This is a genomic window from Rathayibacter sp. VKM Ac-2803 (genome assembly GCF_009807175.1).
Lineage (GTDB): Bacteria > Actinomycetota > Actinomycetes > Actinomycetales > Microbacteriaceae > Rathayibacter.
On record NZ_WUCD01000001.1, the window covers coordinates 1,777,307 to 1,801,919 of the forward strand.

Sequence of the window (24,613 nt, forward strand, 5' to 3'; positions counted from 1 at the left end):
CCCCGGGTGGTGCGACCGGTCAGAGCGTCGCGCCGGTGAGCAGGCCCCGGTCGGCCAGGTACTCGCGGACGAGGCGCTCGGCCTCGGCCCGGTCGGAGATGCCCAGCTGGTCCAGGACAGCATCGACGTACTGCGAGGCGTTGCCCTGCGTGATGCCGAGCTCAGCGGCGATCTCGCGCGGCGACAGACCGGCGGCGATCAGCTCGAGCACCTGCTCCCGAGTGGGGAGCGTGATGGGGGGAGCGGGCGTGGGGGTCGGCGTCGGCGTCGTCGGGTCCTTCTCGGCGTCGATGGCCGAGGTGTCCTCCGCGAACGAGGCGGTCACGTAGGCGATCGCCTTCGAGGTGATGCCGAGCGCCTCCTGGTTGATGTTCGCCAGGTCGTCACCGGCCGAGTGGTAGTTCGGGTCGTGGGGGATGCCGACGGTACCGCCGAACAGAGCCGCCTCCTCCTCGGTCTTGATGTCGTCAGCGCCGGTGAACACGCCGGAGGACGGGATGCCGACCGAGATGAAGCCGTCGTAGTCGCTGCGTCCGTCGAACGCGGTGTCGATCCACGGCTGGTCGATCGAGTCGAAGTAGTCGGTGAACGCCTTCTCGGTGGCGATCGAGCCCGCGGGGACCTCGACCGGCGCCTCGTAGGTGGACTCGTTCGCGTCGTAGACCGAGATCACGTAGTTCGGCGAGGCGACCATGTCGAAGTTCATGTAGGTCGCGATCTTGTCCGCGTCCTCCTGCGTCAGCGAGTCGACGTAGTTGTAGGAGCCGACGAGGCCGACCTCTTCAGCGCCCCACCAGGCGAAGCGCACCGCGTTGGTGGTCTCGCCCGCCTCGGCGAGCTGGACGGCGGTCTCGAGCAGCGTCGCCGATCCGGAGCCGTTGTCGTTGATGCCGGGGCCCTCGGGCACGCCGTCGAGGTGCGCGCCGAGCATCACGACGTTGTCGTGGTCGCCGCCCGCGGTCTCGGTGATGATGTTGAAGGTGTCCACGACGGTGGTGGTCTGCTGGATCGACAGCGTCGCCGTCGAGGGCAGCGCGGCGAGGAGCGACTCGCCCTCGGCCTGGGTCAGGCCGGCGCCGGGGATCGCGGCCTCGTCCTGGGCACCGTAGGTGCCGTTCAGAGCGTCGCTCGGCGCGTTGTCGTAGATCAGGATCGCCGAGGCGCCCGCTGCGCCAGCGGCGATCGACTTCTCGAGGAAGGCGCACGTGCCGCGGCTGACCAGCGCGATCTTGCCGGTCGCGTCGAGGCCCGTCCAGGCGTCGGCCGTGCAGCCCAGCGGGTCGACCGGAGTGATGAGCTCGCCGGTCACTCCGCCCTCGGGCGTCGACGGGGTGAACTCCATCGGGGTGCCTACGACGGCGGGCGTCGTCGTGAGCGAGAACGCGTCGATGACCTGGGTGGCGGTCGAGAAGTCCTGGCGCTCGGTCGTGTAGCCGGCCTCGGCCAGCACGGCCTCGACGTACTGGCCGCTGAGCTCGTAGCCCTCCGTGCCGATCGCGCGGTTGCCGTCATTGGCGTCCGCGATCGCCTGGAACGCCTCCAGGTGGTTCATGATGCCGTCGACCGTGACGGTCTCAGCGAAGTCGACCGGCTCGACGGCGCTCGCCGCAGGGGCGAAGGCGAAGCCGGCGACGACGGCGCCGACCCCGATCATCGCGCTCGTGCCGAGGAGCGAGCGTCGGCGCCGTGCGCCTTGCGCTCCGTGGATGGTGTTCACCATGGTGGTCCCTTTCGTCGATGACAGGGGGTCGTCCGGGGACGACCGGCGCGGTGGCTGTCCCCCTTCTGGGAGCAGCCGGCGCCTTTCACGAGGCTATTCACAGGCGACGCCGAGCGCACCCCCTCTTCTCAGAGTTCACGGGCACGAAACACCGGCGGCCTTGCGCATCAGGCCGTGGCGTCGCTCTCCGCCCACTCCCGCAGCATGGCCGTGGTCTCGGCGGGGCGGTCGCGATGGGGGCTGTGACCGGCTCCGGACACCACCGCGTAGCGCACGCGCGGGTTCTCCCGCAGCACCTCGGCGGCGAGGCGCGGCGGGAAGAATGTGAAGATCTCAGGATCGCCGGCCAGCACGAGCACGGGAGCCCGCAGCGCGGCGACGTCGGCGACCACGTCCCACGGGTCGTTCTCGTCGATCGTCGCCGTGACGGCCGACGGGTCCGCAGCGCGGGCGGCGGCGAGCTTCTCGGCGCGGTCGCGCTCGTCCCAGTGCGGGTGGCTCGTCGCGAGCTGCTCGGCAGTGACGTCGAGGTCGGCGAGCTCGCCCTCGCGCACCTCCGCTCGCACCGTCTGCTCGAGGCGGAGGACGGGGTCGAGCAGCACGAGGCGCTCGGCCCAGCGGGAGTCGCGGGCCGCCGCCCGCACGGCGACCGCGCCGCCGAGGGAGTGCCCGACGACGAGGCCCCACGCCCCCTGGGCCGGCCGCTCGGCGAGCGCGTCGTCGGCGTAGGCGTCGTGGCCGGAGGAGCCGCCGCGCGGCCCGGCGCCGTGACCGCGCAGATCCGGGGTGCTCACGGTCCATCCCGCGGCGCGCAGGTCGGCGGCGAGCCGCCACCAGGTTCCGGAGGCGCCACCGAGGCCGTGCAGGAGGAGAGCGTCGCGGTTCGTCATCCCGCCACGCTAGGCCGCCTCGGCCGAACCGCGGGTCGCGCCGTGGGCGCTCGCCGGTCGCGAGGGCGCGGATTCCTGCCAGTTCGTCGCCGGTCCTGAGCGTGCGTGTTCTCAGGGAGGCGGGTCTCGATACGCCGCCTGCGGCGGCTACTCGACCAGCGGGCTTGCGGGGGGTCTCTGAGGAGAGTGACTTCCTACGTGAGGTCCCACTTCTGCTGATCGAGTAGCCCGCGCAGCGGGCGTATCGAGATCCACGTCCGTCAGAAGTCCGGGGCAGAAGCCTCATCTGCTGACGCTGGTGGGTCTCGATACGCCGCCTATGGCGGCTACTCGACCAGCGGGCTTGCGGGGGTCTCTGAGGAGAGTGACTTCCTACGTGAGGTCCCACTTCTGCTGATCGAGTAGCCCGCGCAGCGGGCGTATCGAGATCCACGTCCGTCAGAAGTCCGGCGCAGAAGCCTCATCTGCTGACGCTGGTGGGGCTCGATACGCCCCTGCGGGGCTACTCGACCAGCATGGATCCGAGACGCATCGCGGGGCCGGCTCAGTCGAACCGCGGGTCGCGGCCCGTGCGCTCGCCGGTCTCGAGGGCGCGGATCGTCGCGAGGTCGTCGTCGTCGAGGGCGAAGCCGAGCACGTCGAGGTTCTCGACGATCCGCGCGGGCGTCACCGACTTGGGGATCACGACGACACCGAGCTGCAGATGCCAGCGCAGGACGACCTGCGCGGGTGAGACGCCGTACTTCGCCGCGATCCTGCCGAGCACCGGCTCGTCGAGGAGCCGGCCGCGGGCGAGCGGCGACCACGCCTCGGTGACGATGCCGTGCGCGGCGTCGAAGGCTCGCAGCTCCTCCTGCGGCAGTCGCGGGTGCAGCTCGACCTGGTTGATCGCGGGCACGACCTCGGTCTCGCCGAGGAGGCGCTCGAGGTGCTCGACGGCGAAGTTCGACACTCCGATCGAGCGCGCCCGCCCCTCCTGCCGGATGCGCTCGAGGGCGCGGTAGGTGTCGACGTAGCGGTCGCGCGAGGGGATCGGCCAGTGCACGAGGTAGAGGTCGACGTAGTCGGTGCCGAGCAGCTCGAGGCTGCGGTCGAAGGCCGCGAGGGTCTCGTCGAAGCCGTGGTCGTCGTTCCAGACCTTCGTGGTCACGAAGACCTGCTCGCGCGGGACGCCGCTCGCGCGGATCCCCTCGCCGACGCCGCGCTCGTTGCCGTAGAGGGTGGCCGTGTCGACGTGGCGATAGCCCGCCTCGAGGGCTGTCGCGACCGTGCGGGCCGCCTCGTCATCGCCGATCTTGTAGACGCCGAGCCCGATCTGCGGGATCGCGCGGCCGTCGTTGAGGGGGATCAGCGGGAGGCTCATGCCTCCATGCTGACACGCACCACCGACGTCAGAGAGTCCAGTCGAGCTCGCCGTGCGGGCCGACGCCCACCGAGTCCTCGATCAGGGCGGCGAGCCCGGCGACTCCGAACAGGAGGCGGCGCTCGGCGCGAGATGCGGCGTCGCGCTCCGTGAGGTTCTGCACCGCGAAGTAGGAGTCGTGCCCCGGCTGCAGTCCCTCGACCGGTCCGTGGTCGCCGAGACCGAGGAGCCCGCGTCCGGGTCGACGACCCGGCCCCGTGCCGAACCAGAGCGATCCCGTCTCGAGCACGACCACGGTGGTCGCCGTCGAGCCGCCCCCGGCTGTCTCGCGGTTCGCCGTGAGCTGCCAGCCGAAGCCGAGGTGGTGGAGCCGGACCTGGTGCGGACCGCGCCACGCGTGCGACTGGTCCTCCGCCCGGTAGTACACGGGGCTGGGCCGGAAGGACCCCTCCCAGAGGGCCGCGGCGAGCTCCGCGCACCACTCGGGCGTCTCCGGGTCGGCCCAGGGCTCGAGCACCTGGGCGTCCGCCGCCGCGCGCTGGTGCTTCCGCACGAGATCCTCCGCCTCGGCGCGCAGTACCGTCATGCGCACCTCCGGATCCCCCGTCATGGGGCCAACCCTAGGACGGCACGCCGGGCCGGGCAACGGGGCGGCCGATCAGGTGGGCAGGTTCACGGGTTCGGTGTCGGGGAGGGGGCTCGCGTCGCGCCCGCGCAGGTCGGGGTGGTAGCGGCGGCCGAGCGCGGGGACCACGAAGCCGACGAACGCGAAGACCGCCGCGACGGCGATCGCGGCCGTCGGGCCGGCCTGGTCGATCTGCACGCCGGCGATGGCCGAGCCGAGCGCGGCGCCGATGAGCTGACCGGTGCCGACCCAGCCGTACGCCTCCGCCGTGTCCGAGAAGCGCACGCTCGCGGCCGTGATCGTGAACAGAGCGGCGAGAGCCGGAGCGATGCCGACGCCCGCGAGGAACAGGGTCGCCGACAGCCACCAGAAGTCGGTCGAGAAGGCGGCGAGCCCCATGCCGACGGTCACGATCAGCATGCGCCGCGCGGTCGCCCAGCGGCTGATCGGGATGTGCCCGAGCGTCAGACCGCCGACCAGGGATCCGGCCGCGAAGATCGCGAGGACCACACCCGACTCGACACCGCCCTCGCCGAACACGGCGACCACCCCCGCCTCCACCGCGGCGCACGCGCCGACCAGCAGGAAGCCCACGACGGTCGCCAGCAGCACCGGCGGCTTCGAGAGCACGACGCCGAGCTTGCGCTTGGAGCGCGGGATGCGCACGCGGCCGACCTCGGGCGACGCGATGAACCAGATGCCGCCTCCGATCAGGAACGCCGCCGCCGTGAGGATGCCCGCGACCGTCGAGATCTGGATCGACACGAAGGTGGTCAGCACCGGGCCGAGCACCCAGATGATCTCCTGCGCCGAGGCGTCGAGCGAGAACAGCGGAGTGAGCTGCGAGCTGGTGACCATCTTGGGGTAGATGGTGCGCACGGCCGGCTGCACGGGAGGCATGCTCAGCCCGGCGATCATCGCGATCACCACGAACTGCCAGATCTCGAGCTCGAGCAGCGCCATCGCGATGATGGCGGCGGCGCAGACGATCAGGGTCAGCGTGAGCACCCGGCGCATGCCGAGGCGGCCCATCAGGCGGCTCGTCAGCGGGCCCGCGATCGCCTGGCCGATCGACATCGAGCCGAGCACCAGACCGGCGGCGGCGTAGGATTCGTGCACGCGCTCGACGTGCAGGAGGAAGGCCAGCGAGAGCATCCCGAACGGGAACCGCGCAGTGAGCTGCGCCGCGATGATCCGACCCACGCCAGGGGTCTTCAGGAGTTCGGTGTAGCTGCCCACCGGACGACACTAGCGGCCCGCGGAGGCGACTCGGCGATCAGCCGGCGAGCACCTTCCGGATGCGCTGCAGTGAGACGCTCTCGGCCGTGCCGAGGCCCTGCGCGAAGAAGCTCACCCGCAGCTCCTCGATCATCCAGCGAGCGCGCGCGAGGTTCTCGGGGGCGTGCGGCGGGAGGGGCCGCACCCCTCCTGCCGTGCGGTACAGCTCCTGCGCCGCCTGAACCTCGTTCAGCCACACGCGGTCGCGACCGACGTTCTCGCCGATCTTGCCGAAGCGCTCGGTGATCGCCGCGAGGTAGCGGGGCAGGTGGCGCAGGCGCTCCACTCCGGTCGCCGAGACGAATCCCGGGTAGACGAGACCCGAGAGCTGCTCGCGCGCATCGGTCAGCGCCGGCAGCAGGGCCATGCTCGAGGACGCCTTCAGCGCCTTCTCGACACCGCGGGCCGTGGTCAGGATCGTGGTCACCGTCTTCACGGTCTCGAACATCGAGTCCATGACGCTCGCCGAGACCCGGTCGCGCACGGCGTCGAACTCGGCGCGGAGGAACAGCATCCCGTCGGGCTTCATCCGCCAGAGCACCGCATCGACGCAGGCGAGCAGGCAGTCGGTGAACAGCGCGGTCGTGTTCTGGTACGGGCTCTGCGCGAGCACGAGCTTCTCGTGCGAGGTGAGGTGCTGCTGCACGTAGGCGACCGGGCTGGGGGTCGCGAGCAGCAGGAGGCGCCGCACTCCGCGCGGGTGCTCGCGGGCCTGGTCCTCCGGCGTCGCGAGCAGGCGGATCGACACGGAGTCGCCGTCGTCGATGAGAGCCGGGTAGGCGCGGATGGTGTTGCCGCCCTGCCGGGTGTCGGTCACGCGGGGCAGCTCGGGCATGTCCCAGGTCTTCAGGCCCCGGCGCTCGAGCGCGTCGGGCACGCGCGCCTCGACGACGCGGGCGACCTCGTCGCGGACCCGGCCGCGCAGCCGCTCGGCCAGCGGCGCGAGCTCCTTGCCGGCGGCGATCGTGCGGCCGCGCTCATCCGCGATCGCGAAGGTCACCCGCAGATGCGTCGGGATCCGCTCCAGCTCGAAGTCGGAGGCCTTCACCACGACGCCCGCCTCGTGCTGGATGGCGCTCGCGAGGGTCGCGGCGAACGACTCCGTCGGCGGGTTCGGCACGTCGTGGGGGAGCGCGGCCGTGAGCCGGCGGGCCCAGTCGTTCGCCGGGACGACGTTGCGCCGCAGGTGCTTGGGCAGCGCCTTGATCATCGCGGCGACGAGCTCGTCGCGGAGCCCAGGGACCAGCCAGTCGAAGCCGAGCGGCGAGACGCGCGGCAGGAGTGCCAGGGGCACGTGGACGGTCACGCCGTCCTCCTCGGTGCCGGGCTCGAAACGGTACGAGAGGCGGAAGCGCTGGTCGGCCTGGCGCCACTGGGTCGGGAACGCGGTCTCGTCGATCTCCTCCGCGTCCTCGGGCAGCAGGGTCTGCTGCGTCATCGTCAGCAGGTCGGGCTCGTCGTGCTGCGCCGTGCGCCACCAGGAGTCGAACGAGCGGACCGAGTGGATGTCGCGGGGGAGACGGCGGTCGTAGAAGTCGAAGACCGCCTCGTCGTCCACGAGCAGGTCGCGGCGCCGAGTGCGCTCCTCGAGCCGCTCGAGCTCGGCGCGCAGGGCGCGGTTCTTGCGGTCGAACGCGTGCCGCGACTCCCACTCGCCCTCGACCAGGGCGTGCCGGATGAACAGCTCGCGGGCGTAGGAGGCGTCGATGCGCGAGAACTGCACTCGGCGCCGGGCGATGATCGGCACGCCGTAGAGCGTGACCTTCTCGTACGCGACGGCGGCGCCCTGCGCCTTCTCCCAGTGCGGCTCGCTGTACTGGCGCTTCACGAGGTCGCCGGCGATCGCCTCCGCCCAGGCCGGATCGATCGCGGCGTTCGAGCGCGCGAAGAGCCGGCTCGTCTCGACGAGCTCGGCGCTCATCACGGCGTCGGGGAGCTTCTTGGCGAGCGCGCTGCCCGGGAAGATCGAGAACTTGGCGTTGCGGGCGCCGACGTACTGCACGCTCTGGCGCTCGCGGCTCTTGGCCGCGCGCTGAGCCTGCTGCGAGGTGGTGTCCTTGATGCCGAGGTGCGAGAGCAGGCCCGCGAGCAGCGAGCGGTGGATGCCGTCGGGGTCGACCTTGGGGTCGCCGATCTCGAGCTTCAGCGGGCGGGCGAGCTGGCGCAGCTGCCGGAACACGTCCTGCCACTCGCGCACGCGCAGGTAGTTGAGGTACTCGGCCTTGCACAGCCGGCGGAACGCGCTCGACGAGAGCTCCGCCTGCTTCTCCTCGAGGTAGTTCCAGAGGTTGAGCAGGGTGAGGAAGTCGCTGGTCGGGTCGACGAAGCGGGCGTGCTGCTGGTCGGCCTGCGCGCGGCGTTCGAGGGGCCGCTCGCGGACGTCCTGGATGGTGAGACCGGCGACGATCGCCATCACCTCGCGGCTCACGCCGTGCTTGCGCGACTCGATCACCATCCGCCCGAAGCGCGGGTCGATCGGGAGGCGCGCGAGGTCTCGGCCGATGCGCGTCAGCTGCGGCGCGGCCGGCGTGGCGCGTGTGCTCGACTCGCCCCGGGCGCGGATCGCGCCGAGCTCGGTGAGCAGGTCGAGACCGTCCTTGATGCCGCGCGAGTCCGGAGGCGTCAGGAACGGGAAGGAGGCGATGTCGCCGAGGCCGAGCGAGATCATCTGCAGGATGACCGCCGCGAGCCCCGTGCGCAGGATCTCGGGGTCGGTGTACTCGGGGCGGCGGAGGTAGTCCTCCTCCGAGTACAGCCGGATCGCGATGCCCGCGCTGGTGCGCCCGGAGCGGCCGGAGCGCTGGTTCGCCGAGGCCTGCGAGACCGCCTCGATGGGGAGGCGCTGGACCTTGGAGCGCGCGCTGTAGCGCGAGATGCGCGCCGTTCCTCCGTCGATCACGTAGCGGATGCCCGGCACGGTGAGGCTCGTCTCGGCGACGTTGGTCGCGAGGATCACGCGCCGGCGCACGCCCGGGGTGCGGGAGCGCTCGAAGACGCGGTGCTGATCGGCGGCCGACAGGCGGCCGTAGAGGGGGAGGACCTCGGTGCCCGGCAGGTTCCGCCCGCGGATCGCGTCCTCCGCGTCGCGGATCTCGTTCTCGCCCGAGAGGAAGACCAGCACGTCGCCCGGATCCTCGCGCGCGAGCTCGGCGAGGGCGTCGGCGATGCCGGTCATCAGGTCGCGGCTGCCCGCTGTCGCGTCGGGGGTGTCGGTGTCGTCGTCCTCCTCCGGCTCCTCGGCCACCAGCGGGCGGTAGCGGATCTCGACGGGGTAGGTGCGGCCCGACACCTCGATCACCGGGGCGGGCTTCCCCTCGGCGTCGGAGAAGTGCTTCGCGAAGCTCGCGGGGTCGATCGTCGCGGAGGTGATGACGAGCTTCAGCTCCGGTCGCTGCGGCAGCAGGCGGTGCAGGTAGCCGAGCAGGAAGTCGATGTTGAGGCTGCGCTCGTGGGCCTCGTCGATGATGATCGCGTCGTACCGGCTCAGCATCCGGTCGTGGTTCATCTCGTTCAGCAGGATGCCGTCGGTCATCAGCTTGATCCGCGTCGAGGCGCTCGCCTTGTCGGTGAAGCGGACCTGGTAGCCGACGATGCCCCCGACCTCGTCGTCGAGCTCCTCCGCGATGCGCTCGGCGATCGTGCGCGCGGCGATGCGGCGCGGCTGCGTGTGCGCGATGCTCCCGAGCCCCAGCTCGAGCAGGATCTTCGGCAGCTGCGTCGTCTTGCCGGATCCCGTCGCCCCCGCGACGATCACGACCTGGTTGTCGCGGATCGCTGCCGCGATGTCGTCGCGTCGCGCCGACACGGGCAGTTCGGGCGGGTAGCGGATGCTGAGGGCGTCTGACATGAGCCCTCCATCCTACGGCCGCGTGCGAGAATGCCCTGTCCCCTCGAGAAACCCGATGGGCTCGTCGAGCAGAGAGGGCCCGAGTGAATCCGCAGTCGCTGCTCGTCGTGCTCAACATCGTCCTGCTGCTCTTCGCGATCCAGGGCGTGCTCTCGAACCGCCGCCTCTCGAAGGTGGCGAAGGTCGGCTGGGTCGCCTTCATCGTCATCGCGCCGTTCCTCGGCAGCATCGCCTACCTCGTGCTCGGCAGGCGCGGCCGCGGCTCCGGCGGCACCGATGTCGCGCGCCCCGAGCGCCCGAGCGGCTGGTTCTTCGAGCGCTGACCGGCGCTAGGGTTCCGGAGTCCCCGCTCCTGAGCGCTCCCCGAGGAGGATCGTGTCCCGCACTCCACGCCCGTGGCTGATGCTCGCGCTCGGCGTCGCGGCGCAGGCCGCCACGACCGTCTTCGTGTCGGTGCCGCCGTTCCTGATCCCGCTGCTGCACACCGAGTACGGCTACTCGCTCGCCGAGGCCGGCCTGCTCGCCTCCGCCCCCAACGTCGGACTCGTGCTGACCCTCGTCGCGTGGGGCGCTCTCGCCGACCGCTACGGCGAGCGGATCGTGATCGCGATCGGAGTCGGCGCGACGGCCCTCAGCGCGGTCGCGGCGATGCTCACGGGCGGCGACCTGATCGCGCTCGCCGTCTTCCTCCTCCTCGGCGGGATGGCCTCGGGGAGCGTCAACGCCGCGAGCGGCCGCGTGGTGATCGGCTGGTTCCCGCGTCACCGCCGGGGCCTGGCGATGGGCATCCGGCAGATGAGCCAGCCGCTCGGAGTCGCCGCCGCGTCGCTGAGCATTCCGCCGCTCGCCGCCGCGGCGGGCATCCCCGCCGCCCTCGCCGTGCCGGCCGTGCTGCTCGCGGTGCTGGCGGTCGCCTGCGCGATCGGCATCATCGATCCGCCCCGGGCGCCCCGGAGCGCAGCGGCTCCCGCCCGCAATCCCTACCGCGAGAACGGCGCGCTCTGGCGCATCCACGGCGTCTCGGCGCTGCTCGTCGTGCCGCAGTTCACCCTCTCGACCTTCGGCCTCGTCTGGCTGATCGTCGATCAGAGCTGGGATCCGGCCGCGGCGGGCGTCCTCATCGCCGTCGCCCAGTTCGCGGGCGCGTTCGGACGCATCGCGGTGGGCGTGCTCAGCGACCGGGTCGGCTCGCGCCTGGCTCCGCTGCGCTGGGTGGCCGTCGCCGGAGTCGTCGCCCTGCTCCTGCTCGCCGGCACGAGCGCGCTGCACGCCGGAGTCGCGGTGGCCGCCGTCCTCTTCGTCGCTGCCACCACGATCTCGGTCGCCGACAACGGGCTCGCCTTCACCTCCGTCGCCGAGATCGCGGGCCCCTCGTGGTCGGGCCGGGCGCTCGGCGCGCAGAACACCGGGCAGTTCGCGACGGCGGCCGTGGCTGCTCCGGCGATCGGGGCGCTGATCGGGCTGGTGGGATATCCGCTCGCCTTCGCGGTGGTCGCCCTCGCGCCCGTGGTCGCGCTGCCGCTCGTTCCCTCGCCCCGGCGCGAGGAGTCGCTGCAGAACGTCGGCTGAGAGTGCTCGTCGCGCGCCATCGTGCGCGAGAGGCGCTCTCCGCCGACGTTGTGCGCGCCCGACAACCCCCTGACGGCCCGGCCACTCCGGGCTAGCGTGGAGGGATGGCCGAACGACTGCGCTCGAGTGTCAGCCCCTACCTCCGCTCGCACGCGGACAATCCCGTCGACTGGTTCCCCTGGGGCGAGGAGGCGTTCGCCGAGGCCGCGCGCCGCGACGTGCCCGTGCTCGTCTCCATCGGCTACGCGACCTGCCACTGGTGCCACGTCATGGCCCGGGAGTCGTTCTCGGATCCGGTGCTCGCCGCGCGCCTCGACGACGGCTTCGTCGCCGTGAAGGTCGACCGCGAGGAGCACCCCGACGTCGACACCGCCTACCTCACCGCCGCCAGCGCCTTCACGCGGAACCTCGGCTGGCCGCTCACCGTCTTCACCACCCCGGGCGGCGAGGCGTTCTACGCCGGCACCTACTTCCCGCCCCGCGCGGTCGGCGGCACGCCCGCCTTCTCGGACGTGCTCGACGCCGTGTCGGAGGCGTGGCGCCTGCGCCGCGACGAGGTGCACGCCACCGCCGGCTCGCTCGCGACGGCGCTCCGCGAGGCGACCGCCGAACGCCCGACGTCGACCGGCCTGCCGGATGACGCGGCCCTCGACGGCGCCGTCCGGTGGCTGGCCGAGGAGGAGGACCGCGAGCACGGCGGCTTCGGCGGCGCCCCGAAGTTCCCGGTCGCGCCGGTGCTGGGCTTCCTCGCGTCCCGGGCGTCGGGCGCCGAGCTGGCCGAGCGCACGCTCCTCACCCTCGCCCGCTCGCCGCTGCGCGACCGCGACGGCGGCTTCTTCCGCTACGCCACCCGCGCCGACTGGAGCGACCCGCACTACGAGCGGATGCTCTACGACAACGCGCTGCTCCTCGACGTCGCCGCCGTCCTGCTCGGCCGCGACGGCACCGACACCGCGGCGCTGACCGCGGTCGCCGAGGGGATCGCCTCCTTCCTGCTCGGCACGCTCCAGCGTCCGAGCGGCGGGTTCGCCAGCGCGCAGGACTCGGAGAGCATCGTCGACGGTCGGCGGTCCGAGGGCGGCTACTACCTCGCGGAGGACCGCGGCGGCCTCGAGCCCCCGGCGCTCGACGAGAAAGTGGTCACCGGCTGGAACGGCCTGGCGATCCAGGCCCTCGCCCGGGCCGGCCGGGCGCTCGGCCGCGAGGACTGGATCGACGCGGCCCGACGCGCCGCCGACCTGCTGATCGACCGGCACCTGGTCGACGGCGTGCTCGTGGTCCGGGCCTCCCTGGGCGACGCGGTCTCGGCCGCGCGCCCCGCGCTCGAAGACCTCGGGATGCTCGCCGGTGGACTCCTGCGCCTCGCCGTCGCCGAGGGCTCGCCCCGCTACGCGCGCGTCGCGCGGGCGCTGATCGACGGGGCGCTCGACGCGGCGGAGGCGTGGCCGCCGTTCGCGCTGCCGGGCGGCGGAGACCCGGCGCTCGCCGCACGAGGGCTGCTCCTCGCCGCGGACCCCTCGGAGGGCGCCTACCCGTCGGGCCTGTCGGCGGCGGCCGATGCGGCGCACGAGCTCTACCTCCTGACGGGCGAGCTGCGCTACCGCGAGGCGGCGGAGGCGGTGGTCGCCGCGGTCGCTCCCGGTGCGGTGTCGCAGCCGATGGGCTTCGGTGCGGTGCTCGCCCTGGCGACGAGACTGGCGCGGCCCGTCACCCAGCTGGTGCTCGTCGCTCCCGACAGCGCCGTCGCGCTGCTCGAGGGCGCGCGGACGACCGATCTGGGGATCGCCGTCGCTGTGTCGGACCACGCCGCTCGCGACTGGACGGAGGCCGGCTTCGAGCTGTTCGAGGGTCGAGCCTCGCGCGACGGACGGCCGACCGCCTACTCGTGCGAGGCGTTCGTCTGCGCCCTGCCGACGACGACCCTGCCGTCGATCGTCGTCAGGCGGCCGTGACCACGAGCGGCGCCTCGGGGTCGGCCGCCCACTCGTTCAGCGAGCCGTCGTAGATCACGACGTCGTCCCTCCCGAGCAGTGTGAGCGCCAGCGCGTCGGCGGCGGCAGCGATGCCGCCTCCGCAGTACAGCACGAGGCGTTCGGCACCGAGGACGTCGGCGAACAGCTCGCGCAGGCGCGCCTGCGGCAGGAGCACGTGGGTCTCGCGGTCGACGAGGCGCGCGGCCGGGACGCTCACCGAGCCGGGCAGGTGCCCGCGTCGGGGACGCTGACCCGCCTCGCCGGTGAACTCCTTCGGCGGCGCCGCGCAGACGAGCGTGCCGGGAGCCTCGCCGCGGAGGATGCTCTCGACCCCCGCCTTGTCGATCCAGAGCGGGCGCTCGGCGCGGACGGTGATGCCCGCCCCGGGCAACGGAGCGACGTGCCCGGTCTCGAGCGGGCGCGACTCCTGCCGCCAGGCGGTGAGCCCGCCGTCGAGGACGGCGACGGCGTCGTGACCCGCCGCGCGCAGCAGCCACCAGAGACGGGAGGCCCACTGCCCCACCGCGGAGTCGTAGACCACGACGACCGAGTCGTCGCCGATGCCCAGGGCGCCGACCGCGGTGGCGAAGCGCTCGGGATCGAGCCGGCCGAACGGATATGCGCCCTCGGCGTCGGAGAGGTGCTCGATCAGGTCGGCGAAGACGGCTCCGGGCACGTGGCCCTCGACGAGGTACTGGTCCTCTCCGCTGAGGTAGCGGTAGCGGCCGTCGAATCCGGGCACGAAGAGCACGCTCGCGTCGATCACGACCAGGGTCTCGCGACCGAGGTGGTCGGCGAGCCACTGCGTCGAGACGATCGGCCGGGTGAGGTAGGGCGAGCTGGTCATGCCCTCACGCTAGGCCGCACCCCCGACACCCGCACCTGGGCGCGTAACGCTGCTTCACGCGGCCGCCTCCCTGCTGGTCGAGTAGCCCCGCAGGGGCGTATCGAGACCCACGTCCGTCAGCAGATCAGGCTTCTGCCCTCGCCTTCTGACGCTGGTGGATCTCGATACGCCCGCTGCGCGGGCTGATCGATCAGCGAGGAGGGGACCATGCGGAGGAGGTCGTCTCGGGCTCGACGCGATGTGCGGGTCCAACGGGACGTGCGGCTTCGACGAGATCTGCCGCTCTGCGTCGCCGGTGTGGGCGAGAAGCGCCGAACCGAGGCTCACCAGTCGCGGCGATCCACCTTCAGCACTCGATGACGTTGACCGCGAGGCCGCCCTCGCTGGTCTCCTTGTACTTCGAGGACATGTCGATGCCGGTCTGCCGCATCGTCTCGATGACCGTGTCGAGCGAGACCCGGTGGACGCCGTCTCCGTGCAGCGCGAGACGGGCGGCGCTGACGGCCGTCGACGCCGCGATGGCGTTGCGCTCGATGCACGGGATCTGCACCAGCCCGCCGACCGGGTCGCAGGTGAGGCCGAGATGGTGCTCCATCGCGATCTCGGCGGCGTTCTCGACCTGCCGAGGGGTGCCTCCGAGGACGGCGCAGAGCGCTCCTGCGGCCATCGCGCACGCCGAGCCGACCTCGCCCTGGCAGCCCGCCTCCGCGCCCGAGATCGACGCGTTCGTCTTGCAGAGCGAGCCGATCGCCGTCGCCGTGAGGAGGAACCGCCGGATCCCTGCGCGGTCGGCGCCCGGCACGAAGCGGAGGTAGTAGTGCGCGACGGCCGGGATGATCCCCGCCGCGCCGTTCGTCGGAGCGGTCACGACGCGCCCGCCCGCGGCGTTCTCCTCGTTCACGGCGAGGGCGAAGGCGTGCAGCCACTCGACCGAGGTGGCGCGGGCGCGGTCGAGCGGATCGACCTCGAAGGCCTCGAGCCGCTCGCGCATCAGGGAGGCGCGCCGGCGCACCTCGAGGCCGCCGGGGAGGACTCCCTCGGTCTCGAGGCCGTGCTCGACGCAGGCCGCCATCGCGTCCCAGATCCCGTCGAGGCGCGCGTCGACATCCTGGTCGGGGTGCAGCGCGCGCTCATTCGCCGCCGCGATCTCGTCGATGCTCGAGCGGGTCCGGTCGCAGGTCGCGAGCAGGTCGAGCGCCGAGACGAAGGGGTAGGGATGCGGCGCCAGCGCCGCGAGATCGGCACGCTCGCCGGCCCGGCGGATGAACCCGCCTCCGATGGAGTAGTACGTCTCCTCGCGCTCCGGCAGGGCGTCGTCGCCGATCCAGACGCTGAAGGTCAGGGCGTTGGGGTGCTCGGGCAGCCGCGTCCGCGGCTCGAAGGCGACGTCGTCGCGCGTCATCGGGAGGCGCTGCTCGCCCGCGAGCAGGATCTCGCCGAGCTCGTCGAGCCGCCGCCAGGCTCCGCGCACCGCGTCGGGATCGCAGGTCTCGGGGGCGAGCCCCGAGAGCCCGGCGACCACCGCGTCGGGGGTTCCGTGTCCGATGCCGGTCGAGCCGAGCGATCCGTAGAGGGTGCAGCCGATCCGGCTCACGCGGCCGAGCAGACCCGCCGAGCGGAGGCGCTCCGCGAGCGCCAGCGCGGCCCGCATCGGACCGACGGTGTGCGAGCTCGACGGCCCGATCCCGACGCTGAACAGGTCGAGGACGGAGACGTAGGCGCTCATGACCCGAGACTACGCCGCCCACGACGACGGGGGCGGGCGCCCTGTCCAGGCGCCCGCCCCCGTCGTCGTCACGGGATCAGAACTCGCAGTGCACGTGGTCCGAGTGGCCCGCGTCGCCGGGGCCGAGGGTGAGCGTCGCACCCATCTCGTCGCAGGCGTTCTGGATAGCCTGGTGATCGGCGCCCTCGTAGACCCGCACGCCGTCGATGAGGTCGATATCGACCGCGTCGCCGGTGTAGTGGCCCGACGTCGACGAGTGGTCCTCGCCGGCGATGGAGGTCACCCGCAGGGTGTGCCCGTACTGCGTGTTGAGCTTGAGCAGGGCGTCGAGCATGGCGGGGTTCAGCGCGACCGACGTGACACCGACATCGCTCTCCGGGCTCGTCTTCGCCGGCTGCCCGGCAGCGGTGTCGCGGATGTTCGCGAGCGACGTCGAGGCGGCGTCCGGGCTCAGCTCGTACAGCTCGATGCCGGGGTTGTCGAGGATCGCCTGCGCCGTCGCCGCGGCGTCACCGCTCGGGGGAGGCGTGGTGCCGCCTCCGGTGCCCGCGATGAGCGCCTTCCAGGTGGCGGGTCCGACGATGCCGTCGGCGGTCAGGCCGGCCGAGCTCTGGAAGCTCTGCACGGCAGCGGTCGTCGCGGCCCCGAAGGCGCCGTCGACCGCGACCGAGGCTCCGTTCGCGTTCAGCTGCGTCTGCGCTGCGCTCACCGCGTCACCCGAGCTGCCGCTCTGCACGGTCACGGTCAGCGCACTCCAGGTCGCCGCGCCGATCACGCCGTCCGCCGCGAGGCCCTTGCCGGACTGGAACGAGGTGGTGGCCGACTGCGTGCCCGGTCCGAAGGCGCCGTCGACATCGAGCGACTGGCCGGAGGCGCGCAGCAGGTACTGCGCGGTGGTCACGTCCTCGCCGCTCGAGCCGGAGGAGAGAACGGGCCAGTCGGCGGCCTGCGCGCTCGTCGCACCGCCGACGACGACGCCGAGGGCGAGCAGCACCGCCGTGACGACGGCGAGAACGCGCGATCGGAGGCTCCGCGCCGGCGTTGCGGCGACGGGTGCGGTGGTGGTGGTGGTGTGATCCAGAGTGGTCATGGTCATGGTCCTCATCCCTCGCTCGCGACGGCCTCGCGCGCCAGCGTCTCCCACTGGGCGTAGGCGTCCGGGTACGCCGAGACCTGCACGGCCTGCGCCGCCTCGGTCACCGACATCGACTCCCACCCGGCCACGTCCGTGAGGCCCGTGTTCGAGGTGGGGCTGTTCGCCGCTCCGTAGAACGCCCGCGAGGCGTACACCGGGTCGACGAGGGCGGCGGGGTCTCCCCAGCCGGCCGACGGGCGCTGCTGGAACAGCCCGACCGAGTCGCGGTCGCCGCCCGAGAGGTTGCGCAGTCGCGACTCCTGCATCGCCGTGGCGATCGCGACCACCCAGCCGTACTCGGGGACGCCCGCGGTCTTCCCTTCGGCGATGATGACGCGCACGTTCGCGAGCTGCTCCTCGCTCAGGGTGGCGAAGGTCTCGCCGGGCTGACCGGGCTCGGGCGTGGTCCCCGATCCGGAGCCGACGAGGGACTGCCAGGTCTGCGGGCCGACGACGCCGTCGACCGTGAGCCCGGCCGCCGACTGGAAGCTCTGCACCGCCGAGAGGGTGGCGGGTCCGAAGGAGCCGTCGACGGTGATCCCCGCGCCGGTCTTGTCGAGCTGCACCTGGAGCCCGGAGACGGCCTCGCCGGTGTCGCCGGAGGAGAGCGTCGTGATGAGGGCCGACCAGGTCTGCTCGCCGACGATGCCGTCGGCCGAGAGACCGCGGTCGGTCTGGAACGACGTGACCGCGGCGGCGGTGGCGGGGCCGAAGACGCCGTCGGCGTCGACGGGGTACCCGGCGGCGTTCAGCAGGTGCTGCACCGTCTGCGCGTTGGCGCTGTTCTCGCCCTCGGCCACGACGGTCCAGGCGGCCGCGGAGGTCGCCTGCACAGCGACCGGAGGGTCGGCCGCGAAGGCCGCCGGCGCCGCGGCGAACGACCCGAAGGCCAGGGCACCGCAGGTGGCTCCGGCTATCAGCAGTCGCCGGACGGGCCGTCGAGCGGTCGTCGTGGGCGGAGTGGAAGTGAAGGTTCTCATCGTTGCGTACACCTCTTCGCGGCCGTCGAGACGGCCTGATTCGTTGTCACGATCGGCGGAGTCGCCGTTGTCCCTTGCCCGTCCTGCCTACTCCTGCGACGGGCGATGCCTCCGCATACGGAGGGGTCGCCCAGACGCCATGGACGCGATGCGGAGGACTCTCCGACTCGAGGGGGAGGTGGTCGCCGTCGAGGCGGAGGATCCTGCTCCACTGAGGACCAGCGTGCCGACACGCCCGGGTTGCACGCGACACGCCCGGGCTGCTAGTTTCGCCCGGGCGCGCCGCCGGAGCGCGCCACCCCGACGCCCGGAAGGAGCAGCCCGTGACCGCGAATCGATCGACCCGCCCCGCGCTGCTCGACGCCGACCGCCTCCGCGCCCTCTCCGGCGCGGTCGAGCTCGAACGCTCGAAGCGCGCTCAGGCGTACCTCCAGCCCGGAGTCGTCCGGCACCCGTAGGCATCCGCCGACGGCCCCGGACGACTTCGGTTCGGGGCCCTCCCCGTCGTTCTCCTCTGCAGGGGAGTCGACGCGTGACCGGCTCGCGGCATCCCGCCGCCCCGAACGCGTCTCCCCCCTATCCCGGCGTCCGCCGGGCCTTCACGAGAGGAAGGACCATGCAGAGAATCACGAAGCGGCTCGTGTCCTGGGCCAGCATCCTGGACGACAACGCGCGGCAGCAGGCCCTCACGGCCTCCGAGATGCCGTTCATCTTCCCCCACCTGGCGCTGATGCCCGACGCGCACCTCGGGCGCGGGGCGACCGTCGGCTCGGTCATCCCGACGCTCGGCGCCATCATCCCGGCGGCGGTCGGAGTCGACATCGGCTGCGGCATGATCGCCGTCCGCACGCAGTTCACGCGCGACGACCTGGCCGGCCTCGACCTCGGCGAGCTGCGTCGCCAGATCGAGCGGGCGGTCCCGCTGTCGGCGGGAGCGTCGAACCGGAAGATCGTCGCCACCGCGGCGCCGCGCATCGCCGAGCTGGAGGCGCTCGCCGCCGAGGCGGGCTTCGATCCAGCCCGCTACTCGAAGCAGTGGGCGCTGCAGCTCGGAACTCTCGGCAGCGGCAACCACTTCATCGAGGTCAGCGCCGACGAGACGGGCGCGGTGTGGCTGTTCCTGCACTCCGGATCGCGGGGCGTGGGCAACCGGATCGCGAGTGCGCACATCGAGGTCGCGCGGGAGTACTGCGCGCGGCACTGGATCGGCCTCCCCGACCCCGATCTCGCCTACCTGGTCGAGGGGACGGCCGAGTTCGACCGCTACATCGCCGAGCTCCGCTGGGCTCAGCGGTTCGCCCTGCTCAACCGCGAGGAGATGATGGACCGCGTCGTGCGCCAGCTCGCGGAGTGGACCGGGTCGCCGGTGGTGGAGGCCGAGCGGATCAACTGCCACCACAACTTCACCGAGAAGGAGCGCCACTGGGGCCGGGAGGTCTGGGTGAGCCGCAAGGGCGCGATCCAGGCCGATGCGGGGCGGCCGGGGCTCATCCCGGGGTCGATGGGCACCGCGTCGTACGTGGTGGTCGGGCGCGGTGACGCGGTGTCGCTGAACTCGTCGCCGCACGGGGCGGGCCGCGAGTACTCGCGGTCGGCGGCGCGGCGCACCTTCACGCACGAGCAGCTGCGGCAGGCGATGGCGGGCATCGAGTACCGCGACACCGACGCCTTCGTCGACGAGATCCCGGCGGCCTACAAGCCGATCGACCGGGTGATGGCCGACGCGGCCGATCTCGTCGAGGTGCGCCGCACGCTCCGGCAGCTGGTCAACGTGAAGGGCGACTGACGCGCCTCCTCGCGCGGCGGTCGGAGGCGCCTCCGGCTCGTGAGACGACGTTCGGCTCGCGGGAATCGAGGATTCCCGCGAGCCGAACGCGATTCTGCGAGCCGGAGGTGCCGGCGGCGGCCCGGCCCGGTCAGCGGATCGTCTTGCGCGCCGTGATCTGGCCGGTGTCGAAGCCCAGGAGGTGCAGCCCGCCGTGGAAGCGCGCGTGCTCGACCTTGATGCAGCGGTCCATCACGACCGTCAGGCCCTTCGACTCGCCGTACTCGGCCGCCTCCTGGTTCCAGATGCCGAGCTGCACCCAGACCGTCGGCGCGCCGATCGCGACGACGTCGTCGATCACCGCGGGGATGTCGCTCGCCTTGCGGAACACGTCGACGATGTCGGGGACGACGGGCAGATCGGCGAGGCTCCTGTAGACCGGCTGCCCGAGGATCTCGGTCGCGTTCGGGTTCACGAAGAACAGCTCGTAGTCGCTCGACTGCTGCAGGTAGGTCGACACGAAGTACGACGAGCGCGCGGGGTTCGGCGACGCTCCGACGATCGCGACGGTCTTCGCGCGGCGGAGGATGTCGAGCCGCTGCTTCGCGTCGGGCCCGACCCAGGTGCGCTGCGACTTCAGCAGCTTCGCGAGCGGCGAGTTCGCCGGCACGGAGCAGCTCAGCCCGTTGGTCAGCTGCGCGACGACGGTGTCATCGGTCGTGGTCATGGCTCAGACCTCCACGGTCGGGGAGTCGACGGTGACCGAGACGTCGTCGGGGAGCTCGGTCGGAGCATCGGGGGTGCCGTGCTTCTCGACCGCCCGGGTCAGCGCCTGGTCGAGGTCGTAGATGATGTCGTCCGCGTCCTCGATGCCGACCGAGAGGCGCACGAGACCGGGCAGGACGCCGGCGTGCAGCAGCTGCTGCTCGGTGAGCTGCGCGTGCGTGGTCGAGGCGGGGTGGATGATCAGCGTCTTGGCGTCGCCGATGTTCGCCAGGTGGCTGGCGAGGTCGACCGACTCGATGAAGGTCTGGCCGACGTCGCGGCCGCCCTTGACGACGAAGCTGAAGACCGAGCCCGGCCCCTTGGGCAGGTACTTCTGGGCGCGGGCGTGGTGCGGGTGCTCGGGGAGGCCCGCCCAGTAGACCGCCTCGATCCGCTCGTCGGCGTCGAGCCACTCCGCGACGCGGCGGGCGTTGTCGACATGCGCCTGGATCCGGTAGGGCAGCGTCTCGACGCCCTGCGCGAGCAGGAAGGCCGAGTGCGGCGCGAGGACCGGTCCGATGTCGCGCAGCTGCTCGGCGCGCAGCCGGGTGAGGAACCCGTACTCGCCGAAGTTGCCGTCCCACGAGAGCCCGCCGTAGGAGGCGACGGCGTCGTGCAGCAGCGGGAACTTCTCGTGCGAGTAGTGGAAGCGGCCCGACTCGACGACGACGCCGCCGAGGGTCGTGCCGTGCCCGCCGAGGAACTTGGTCGCCGAGTGGATGACGATGTCGGCGCCCCACTCGATCGGCCTCACCAGGTAGGGCGTCGCGACGGTCGAGTCGATGATGAGCGGGATGCCCGCGGCGTGCGCGACCGCGGCGAGGCCCTCGATGTCGGCGATCTCGCCGGAGGGGTTCGCGATGGTCTCGGCGTAGAGCACCTTGGTCCTGTCCGTGATCGCCGCGGCGTAGTCGGCGGGGTCGCTCGACTGGACGAACGTGGTGTCGACTCCGAAGCGCCGCAGCGTCACGTCGAGCTGCGTGATCGACCCGCCGTAGAGGTTGGCGGAGGAGACGACGTGATCGCCCGCTCCCACGAGCGCCGCGAACGTGACGAACTGCGCGGACAGGCCGGAGGCGGTCGCGACGGCTCCGAGGCCGCCCTCGAGGCTCGCGACCCGCTCCTCGAACGCGGCGACGGTCGGGTTCGACAGGCGGGAGTAGATGTTGCCGTACTTCTGCAGGGCGAAGCGCGCCGCCGCGTCGGAGGTGTCGTCGAAGACGAACGCGCTCGTCTGGTAGATCGGCAGCGCGCGCGCTCCGGTCACCGGGTCGGGGATGTTGCCCGCGTGGATCGCACGCGTCTTGAAGCCGTACTCGCGATCTGCCATGGGATCGACGTTAGCCGCCGCTACCGACACCTCCGGGCCGGGAGCGTCGCATCCCGTAACAGAACGCGCCGCCCCCACTCGAGGACGCCGGATCAGCCCGCCGCCTGCACCGCCGCCAGCGCCATTGCCGCGATGGCCGTCCACGACGCGAACGCCACGACCAGCGCGCGCCATCCGGTCGTCACCAGCGACCGGAGCCGCACGGCGCTCCCGAGCGCGAACAGCGCGGCGGCGAGCAGCCAGGTCTGCGCGACATCGGCGGCGGCGAGGATCTCGGGTGCCACCGGGAGGAACGAGCGCACCAGCACGGCGGCGAGGAACCCGACGACGAACAGCGGCACGATCGCCGGTCGCGCCCCGGTGCCGCCGTCGCCCGCGCGCCGGGAGAGCGCCGCCGCGACCGCGACCATCGGCGCGAGCATCACGACCCGCGTCAGCTTGACGACGACGGCGATCGCGAGCGCCGAGGCGCCGGCGACCTGAGCCGTCGCGACCACCTGCCCCACGTCGTGCACCGAGGCACCGACCCAGTGCCCGTACGCGACGTCCGAGAGGCCGAGCGGCTGCTGCAGCGCCGGCAGGACGGCGATCGCGAGGGTCCCGCAGAGCGTCACCAGCGCGATCGGAGTGGCCTGCTCCTCCTCCTTCGCCCGCATCGCTCCCGCCATCGCGCCGATCGCGGACGCGCCGCAGATCGAGAACCCCGCGGCCAGCAGCAGCGGCTCCTTGCCGGGCAGCCGCAGCGCCCGCCCGAGGGCGTAGGTGAACGCGAAGGTGGCGAGCACGATCCCGACGACCACGAGGATCGCCCCCGCGCCGAGCCCGGCGATGTCGACGAGGGAGAGCTTGAGCCCCAGCAGCACGATCCCCGTGCGCATCAGGGTGCGCGACGAGAACTTCAGCCCCGGGGCGAGGCGGCCGAGCGCCGCCCGGGCGGCGGGGAGCTGCCCCACGAGGATCCCGAGCGCCACCGCCGCCGTCAGCATCGGCACCGCGGGGAACGCCGCGTGCACCGCGGACGCGATCAGCGCCGCGAGCGCGCAGACCGCGACTCCCGGTCCGAGGCGACGGAGCGCCGTGCTCAGACCCACGACGGCAGCCACATGTGCGCCTGCCAGAACGCGAACGAGGTCTGCTGACCCGTCCAGAGCGGATAGAAGTAGGCCGTCAGCGCCGCTGCGAGCACGACGAAGACTCCGACGACCACGATCCCCGTGGTGCGCCTGCGTCTCTCGTCGCCGGGGGAGCCGAGCACGATCCCAGCCGTCAGGGCGAGCGCGAGCATCATGTAGGGCTCGAAGACCACGCAGTAGAACTGGAAGACGGTGCGGTCGAGGTAGAGCATCCACGGCAGGTAGCCGGCGACGATCCCCATCAGCACGAAGCCGGCGCGCCACTCGCGGTAGCGGGCGAAGCGGTAGAGCAGGTAGCCGAGGGCGATCACTCCGGCGTACCAGATCAGCGGATTCGCCACCGAGGTGATCGCCTCGTCGCAGCGCGCCGCCGTGCAGCCGTCGACCCCGGTCGCCTGGTCGACGAAGTACATGCTCGTCGGGCGCTGCATCAGCAGCCACGTCAGCGGGCTCGCCTGGTAGGGGTGCGTGGCCCGCAGATTGATCGAGTAGTCGTACATCTGCACGTGGTAGTGCCAGAGGCTCTGAGCCCAGTCGGGCACCCACGCGAGGGCGCCCGTCCAGGCGTTGCCCGGGGCCTCCGTCGCCCACTGCCGCGCCCAGCCGCCGGAGGTGCGCAGCCAGCCGAGCCAGGTCGCGAGGTAGGCCACGAGCGCGATCGGCACCACCAGGAGGAAGGTGACCGGCCCCTGCTTGAGGACCGCGCCGCTGCCCCAGAACGGCACGCCCGCCCGGCGGCGCATCATCGCGTCGACCAGGACCGAGTAGAGGCCGTAGGCGGCGAGGAAGTAGATCCCGGTCCACTTCACCCCGGCGGCGAGGCCGAAGAAGACACCGGCGGTGAGCAGCCACGGCCGCCACCAGAGCACGGGCCCCCAGGTCGGCAGGGCGCCGGCCGCCACCTTCTCGGCCAGCCGCAGCTCGGCCCAGCGCCGGTCGAGGAGGACGGCCGCGACTCCGCACAGGGCCACGAACATCAGGATGCCGTCGAGCAGCGACACCCGCGACATCACGATCGCGTGGCCGTCGAGCCCGAGGAAGAGGCCGGCGAGAGAGGCGATCAGCGTCGAGCGGAAGAGCAGCTTCGCGATGACGATGACCAGGGCGACCGCGAGGATCCCGACGAACGCCGTCGAGATCCGCCAGCCGACACTGTCGTCGGCACCGAGCACGCCCATGCCGAGCCCGATGATCCACTTGCCCAGCGGCGGGTGCACCACGAACGAGGGAGCGCCGGTGAAGACGTCGACGGTGCCGGTCGCGAAGCCGGGGTCGGAGTTCTCGGGCCAGGCGCCCTCGAAGCCGAGGTTCCAGAGCGTCCAGGCGTCCTTCACGTAGAAGGTCTCGTCGAAGACGAGCGTGCGGGGGTGGCCGAGGTTCCAGAGCCGCAGGACCGCGGCGACCACGACGACCAGCAGCGGGAGCCCCAGGTCGTAGAGCCGGCGTCGTCCGGGGGTGGTGACGAGGCGCCCGAAGACGTCGTCGAACCACGAGCCGCGCGGCACGTCGGGGCGCACCCGCGGGGTCGACGCCGCGGTCTCGGCGGGATCGAGCGGTACCGATCGCGTCGATCCGGCGGAGTCGAGGAGCAGGTCGTCGAAGTCGCGCTGCGGTCGGTCCGTCACTCGGCCATGCTAACCGGGCGGCGACACCCGCCCTCCGCGAGA

At 72.3% G+C, this 24,613-nt stretch carries 19 protein-coding genes; 5 read left to right on the plus strand and 14 right to left on the minus strand.

Annotation, left to right across the window (positions count from 1 at the left end):
• Positions 1-19 precede the first annotated feature (19 nt).
• From GRS96_RS08260 to hrpA, 6 genes are all read right to left on the minus strand, one after another.
• Positions 20-1,720: a M20/M25/M40 family metallo-hydrolase gene (locus GRS96_RS08260; RefSeq protein WP_159857492.1), complete on the minus strand. Its 1,701-nt coding sequence runs from the start codon at positions 1,718-1,720 to the stop codon at positions 20-22.
• 167 nt (positions 1,721-1,887) lie between these two features.
• Positions 1,888-2,610, minus strand: a complete 723-nt coding sequence (locus GRS96_RS08265; protein ID WP_159857490.1) for an alpha/beta fold hydrolase — start codon at positions 2,608-2,610, stop codon at positions 1,888-1,890.
• Positions 2,611-3,154: 544 nt separating this feature from the next.
• Entirely contained in the window at positions 3,155-3,973 is an 819-nt protein-coding gene (locus tag GRS96_RS08270) for an aldo/keto reductase (RefSeq protein ID WP_159988226.1), read from the minus strand.
• Between the two features lie 28 nt (positions 3,974-4,001).
• The gene (locus GRS96_RS08275) at positions 4,002-4,583 is read right to left on the minus strand and encodes a hypothetical protein (protein ID WP_159988227.1); all 582 of its coding nucleotides are present in this window, start codon (positions 4,581-4,583) and stop codon (positions 4,002-4,004) included.
• Between the two features lie 48 nt (positions 4,584-4,631).
• On the minus strand, positions 4,632-5,837 hold the full coding sequence (locus tag GRS96_RS08280; RefSeq protein ID WP_159988228.1) for an MFS transporter: 1,206 nt from the start codon (positions 5,835-5,837) through the stop codon (positions 4,632-4,634).
• 37 nt (positions 5,838-5,874) lie between these two features.
• A complete protein-coding gene (gene hrpA, locus GRS96_RS08285; protein ID WP_159988229.1) occupies positions 5,875-9,723 on the minus strand; it encodes an ATP-dependent RNA helicase HrpA in 3,849 nt (1,282 codons plus the stop codon).
• Positions 9,724-9,806: 83 nt separating this feature from the next.
• Here hrpA and GRS96_RS08290 point away from each other — a divergent pair, with 83 nt between their 5' ends.
• The 3 genes from GRS96_RS08290 to GRS96_RS08300 all read left to right on the plus strand — a co-directional run bounded on the left by GRS96_RS08290 (position 9,807) and on the right by GRS96_RS08300 (position 13,244).
• On the plus strand, positions 9,807-10,046 hold the full coding sequence (locus GRS96_RS08290; protein ID WP_159988230.1) for a PLDc N-terminal domain-containing protein: 240 nt from the start codon (positions 9,807-9,809) through the stop codon (positions 10,044-10,046).
• A 79-nt stretch (positions 10,047-10,125) separates the two neighbouring features.
• Positions 10,126-11,292, plus strand: coding sequence for an MFS transporter (locus GRS96_RS08295; RefSeq protein ID WP_204162144.1), 1,167 nt, complete (start codon positions 10,126-10,128; stop codon positions 11,290-11,292).
• 104 nt (positions 11,293-11,396) lie between these two features.
• Positions 11,397-13,244 (plus strand): thioredoxin domain-containing protein, encoded by a 1,848-nt coding sequence (locus tag GRS96_RS08300; protein ID WP_159988231.1) that lies wholly within the window; start codon positions 11,397-11,399, stop codon positions 13,242-13,244.
• Here GRS96_RS08300 and GRS96_RS08305 read toward each other — a convergent pair.
• The 4 genes from GRS96_RS08305 to GRS96_RS08320 form a co-directional block, all read right to left on the minus strand.
• Complete coding sequence (locus GRS96_RS08305; RefSeq protein ID WP_159988232.1) at positions 13,231-14,112, minus strand: sulfurtransferase; 882 nt, start codon at positions 14,110-14,112, stop codon at positions 13,231-13,233. The two genes, GRS96_RS08300 and GRS96_RS08305, sit on opposite strands and share 14 nt — an antisense overlap.
• Before the next feature lie 346 nt (positions 14,113-14,458).
• A complete protein-coding gene (locus tag GRS96_RS08310) occupies positions 14,459-15,838 on the minus strand; it encodes an L-serine ammonia-lyase (RefSeq protein ID WP_159857474.1) in 1,380 nt (459 codons plus the stop codon).
• Positions 15,839-15,914: 76 nt separating this feature from the next.
• On the minus strand, positions 15,915-16,928 hold the full coding sequence (locus GRS96_RS08315; RefSeq protein ID WP_235022041.1) for a peptidoglycan-binding domain-containing protein: 1,014 nt from the start codon (positions 16,926-16,928) through the stop codon (positions 15,915-15,917).
• A gap of 11 nt (positions 16,929-16,939) precedes the next feature.
• On the minus strand, positions 16,940-17,953 hold the full coding sequence (locus GRS96_RS08320; protein WP_159988233.1) for a peptidoglycan-binding domain-containing protein: 1,014 nt from the start codon (positions 17,951-17,953) through the stop codon (positions 16,940-16,942).
• 323 nt (positions 17,954-18,276) lie between these two features.
• Here GRS96_RS08320 and GRS96_RS20790 point away from each other — a divergent pair, with 323 nt between their 5' ends.
• Both GRS96_RS20790 and GRS96_RS08325 read left to right on the plus strand, forming a co-directional pair.
• Positions 18,277-18,411 carry a hypothetical protein gene (locus GRS96_RS20790; RefSeq protein WP_268893224.1) on the plus strand — a complete coding sequence of 45 codons (135 nt, stop codon included), beginning with the start codon at positions 18,277-18,279 and terminating at the stop codon, positions 18,409-18,411.
• 158 nt (positions 18,412-18,569) lie between these two features.
• Entirely contained in the window at positions 18,570-19,739 is a 1,170-nt protein-coding gene (locus tag GRS96_RS08325) for an RtcB family protein (protein ID WP_159988234.1), read from the plus strand.
• A gap of 130 nt (positions 19,740-19,869) precedes the next feature.
• Here the strand turns inward: GRS96_RS08325 and GRS96_RS08330 are convergent, their stop codons facing one another.
• The 4 genes from GRS96_RS08330 to GRS96_RS08345 form a co-directional block, all read right to left on the minus strand.
• Positions 19,870-20,445, minus strand: coding sequence for a CoA-binding protein (locus tag GRS96_RS08330; protein WP_159988235.1), 576 nt, complete (start codon positions 20,443-20,445; stop codon positions 19,870-19,872).
• Between the two features lie 3 nt (positions 20,446-20,448).
• Positions 20,449-21,813: an O-acetylhomoserine aminocarboxypropyltransferase/cysteine synthase family protein gene (locus tag GRS96_RS08335; protein WP_159988236.1), complete on the minus strand. Its 1,365-nt coding sequence runs from the start codon at positions 21,811-21,813 to the stop codon at positions 20,449-20,451.
• A gap of 92 nt (positions 21,814-21,905) precedes the next feature.
• Entirely contained in the window at positions 21,906-22,916 is a 1,011-nt protein-coding gene (locus GRS96_RS08340) for a YeiH family protein (RefSeq protein WP_236553589.1), read from the minus strand.
• Positions 22,895-24,571 carry a dolichyl-phosphate-mannose--protein mannosyltransferase gene (locus GRS96_RS08345; RefSeq protein WP_236553590.1) on the minus strand — a complete coding sequence of 559 codons (1,677 nt, stop codon included), beginning with the start codon at positions 24,569-24,571 and terminating at the stop codon, positions 22,895-22,897. The genes GRS96_RS08340 and GRS96_RS08345 overlap by 22 nt, the downstream gene beginning before the upstream one ends.
• Positions 24,572-24,613 lie beyond the last annotated feature (42 nt).

Excerpts from the sequence above, each read along its gene's own strand:
- GRS96_RS08260 (WP_159857492.1), bottom strand. The coding sequence starts at position 1,720 with ATGGTGAACACCATCCACGGAGCGCAAGGCGCACGGCGCCGACGCTCG.
- GRS96_RS08265 (WP_159857490.1), bottom strand. The coding sequence starts at position 2,610 with ATGACGAACCGCGACGCTCTCCTCCTGCACGGCCTCGGTGGCGCCTCC.
- GRS96_RS08270 (WP_159988226.1), bottom strand. The coding sequence starts at position 3,973 with ATGAGCCTCCCGCTGATCCCCCTCAACGACGGCCGCGCGATCCCGCAG.
- GRS96_RS08275 (WP_159988227.1), bottom strand. The coding sequence starts at position 4,583 with ATGACGGGGGATCCGGAGGTGCGCATGACGGTACTGCGCGCCGAGGCG.
- hrpA (WP_159988229.1), bottom strand. The coding sequence starts at position 9,723 with ATGTCAGACGCCCTCAGCATCCGCTACCCGCCCGAACTGCCCGTGTCG.
- GRS96_RS08295 (WP_204162144.1), top strand. The coding sequence starts at position 10,126 with ATGCTCGCGCTCGGCGTCGCGGCGCAGGCCGCCACGACCGTCTTCGTG.
- GRS96_RS08300 (WP_159988231.1), top strand. The coding sequence starts at position 11,397 with ATGGCCGAACGACTGCGCTCGAGTGTCAGCCCCTACCTCCGCTCGCAC.
- GRS96_RS08305 (WP_159988232.1), bottom strand. The coding sequence starts at position 14,112 with ATGACCAGCTCGCCCTACCTCACCCGGCCGATCGTCTCGACGCAGTGG.
- GRS96_RS08310 (WP_159857474.1), bottom strand. The coding sequence starts at position 15,838 with ATGAGCGCCTACGTCTCCGTCCTCGACCTGTTCAGCGTCGGGATCGGG.
- GRS96_RS08315 (WP_235022041.1), bottom strand. The coding sequence starts at position 16,928 with ATGACCACTCTGGATCACACCACCACCACCACCGCACCCGTCGCCGCA.
- GRS96_RS08320 (WP_159988233.1), bottom strand. The coding sequence starts at position 17,953 with ATGAGAACCTTCACTTCCACTCCGCCCACGACGACCGCTCGACGGCCC.
- GRS96_RS08325 (WP_159988234.1), top strand. The coding sequence starts at position 18,570 with ATGCAGAGAATCACGAAGCGGCTCGTGTCCTGGGCCAGCATCCTGGAC.
- GRS96_RS08330 (WP_159988235.1), bottom strand. The coding sequence starts at position 20,445 with ATGACCACGACCGATGACACCGTCGTCGCGCAGCTGACCAACGGGCTG.
- GRS96_RS08335 (WP_159988236.1), bottom strand. The coding sequence starts at position 21,813 with ATGGCAGATCGCGAGTACGGCTTCAAGACGCGTGCGATCCACGCGGGC.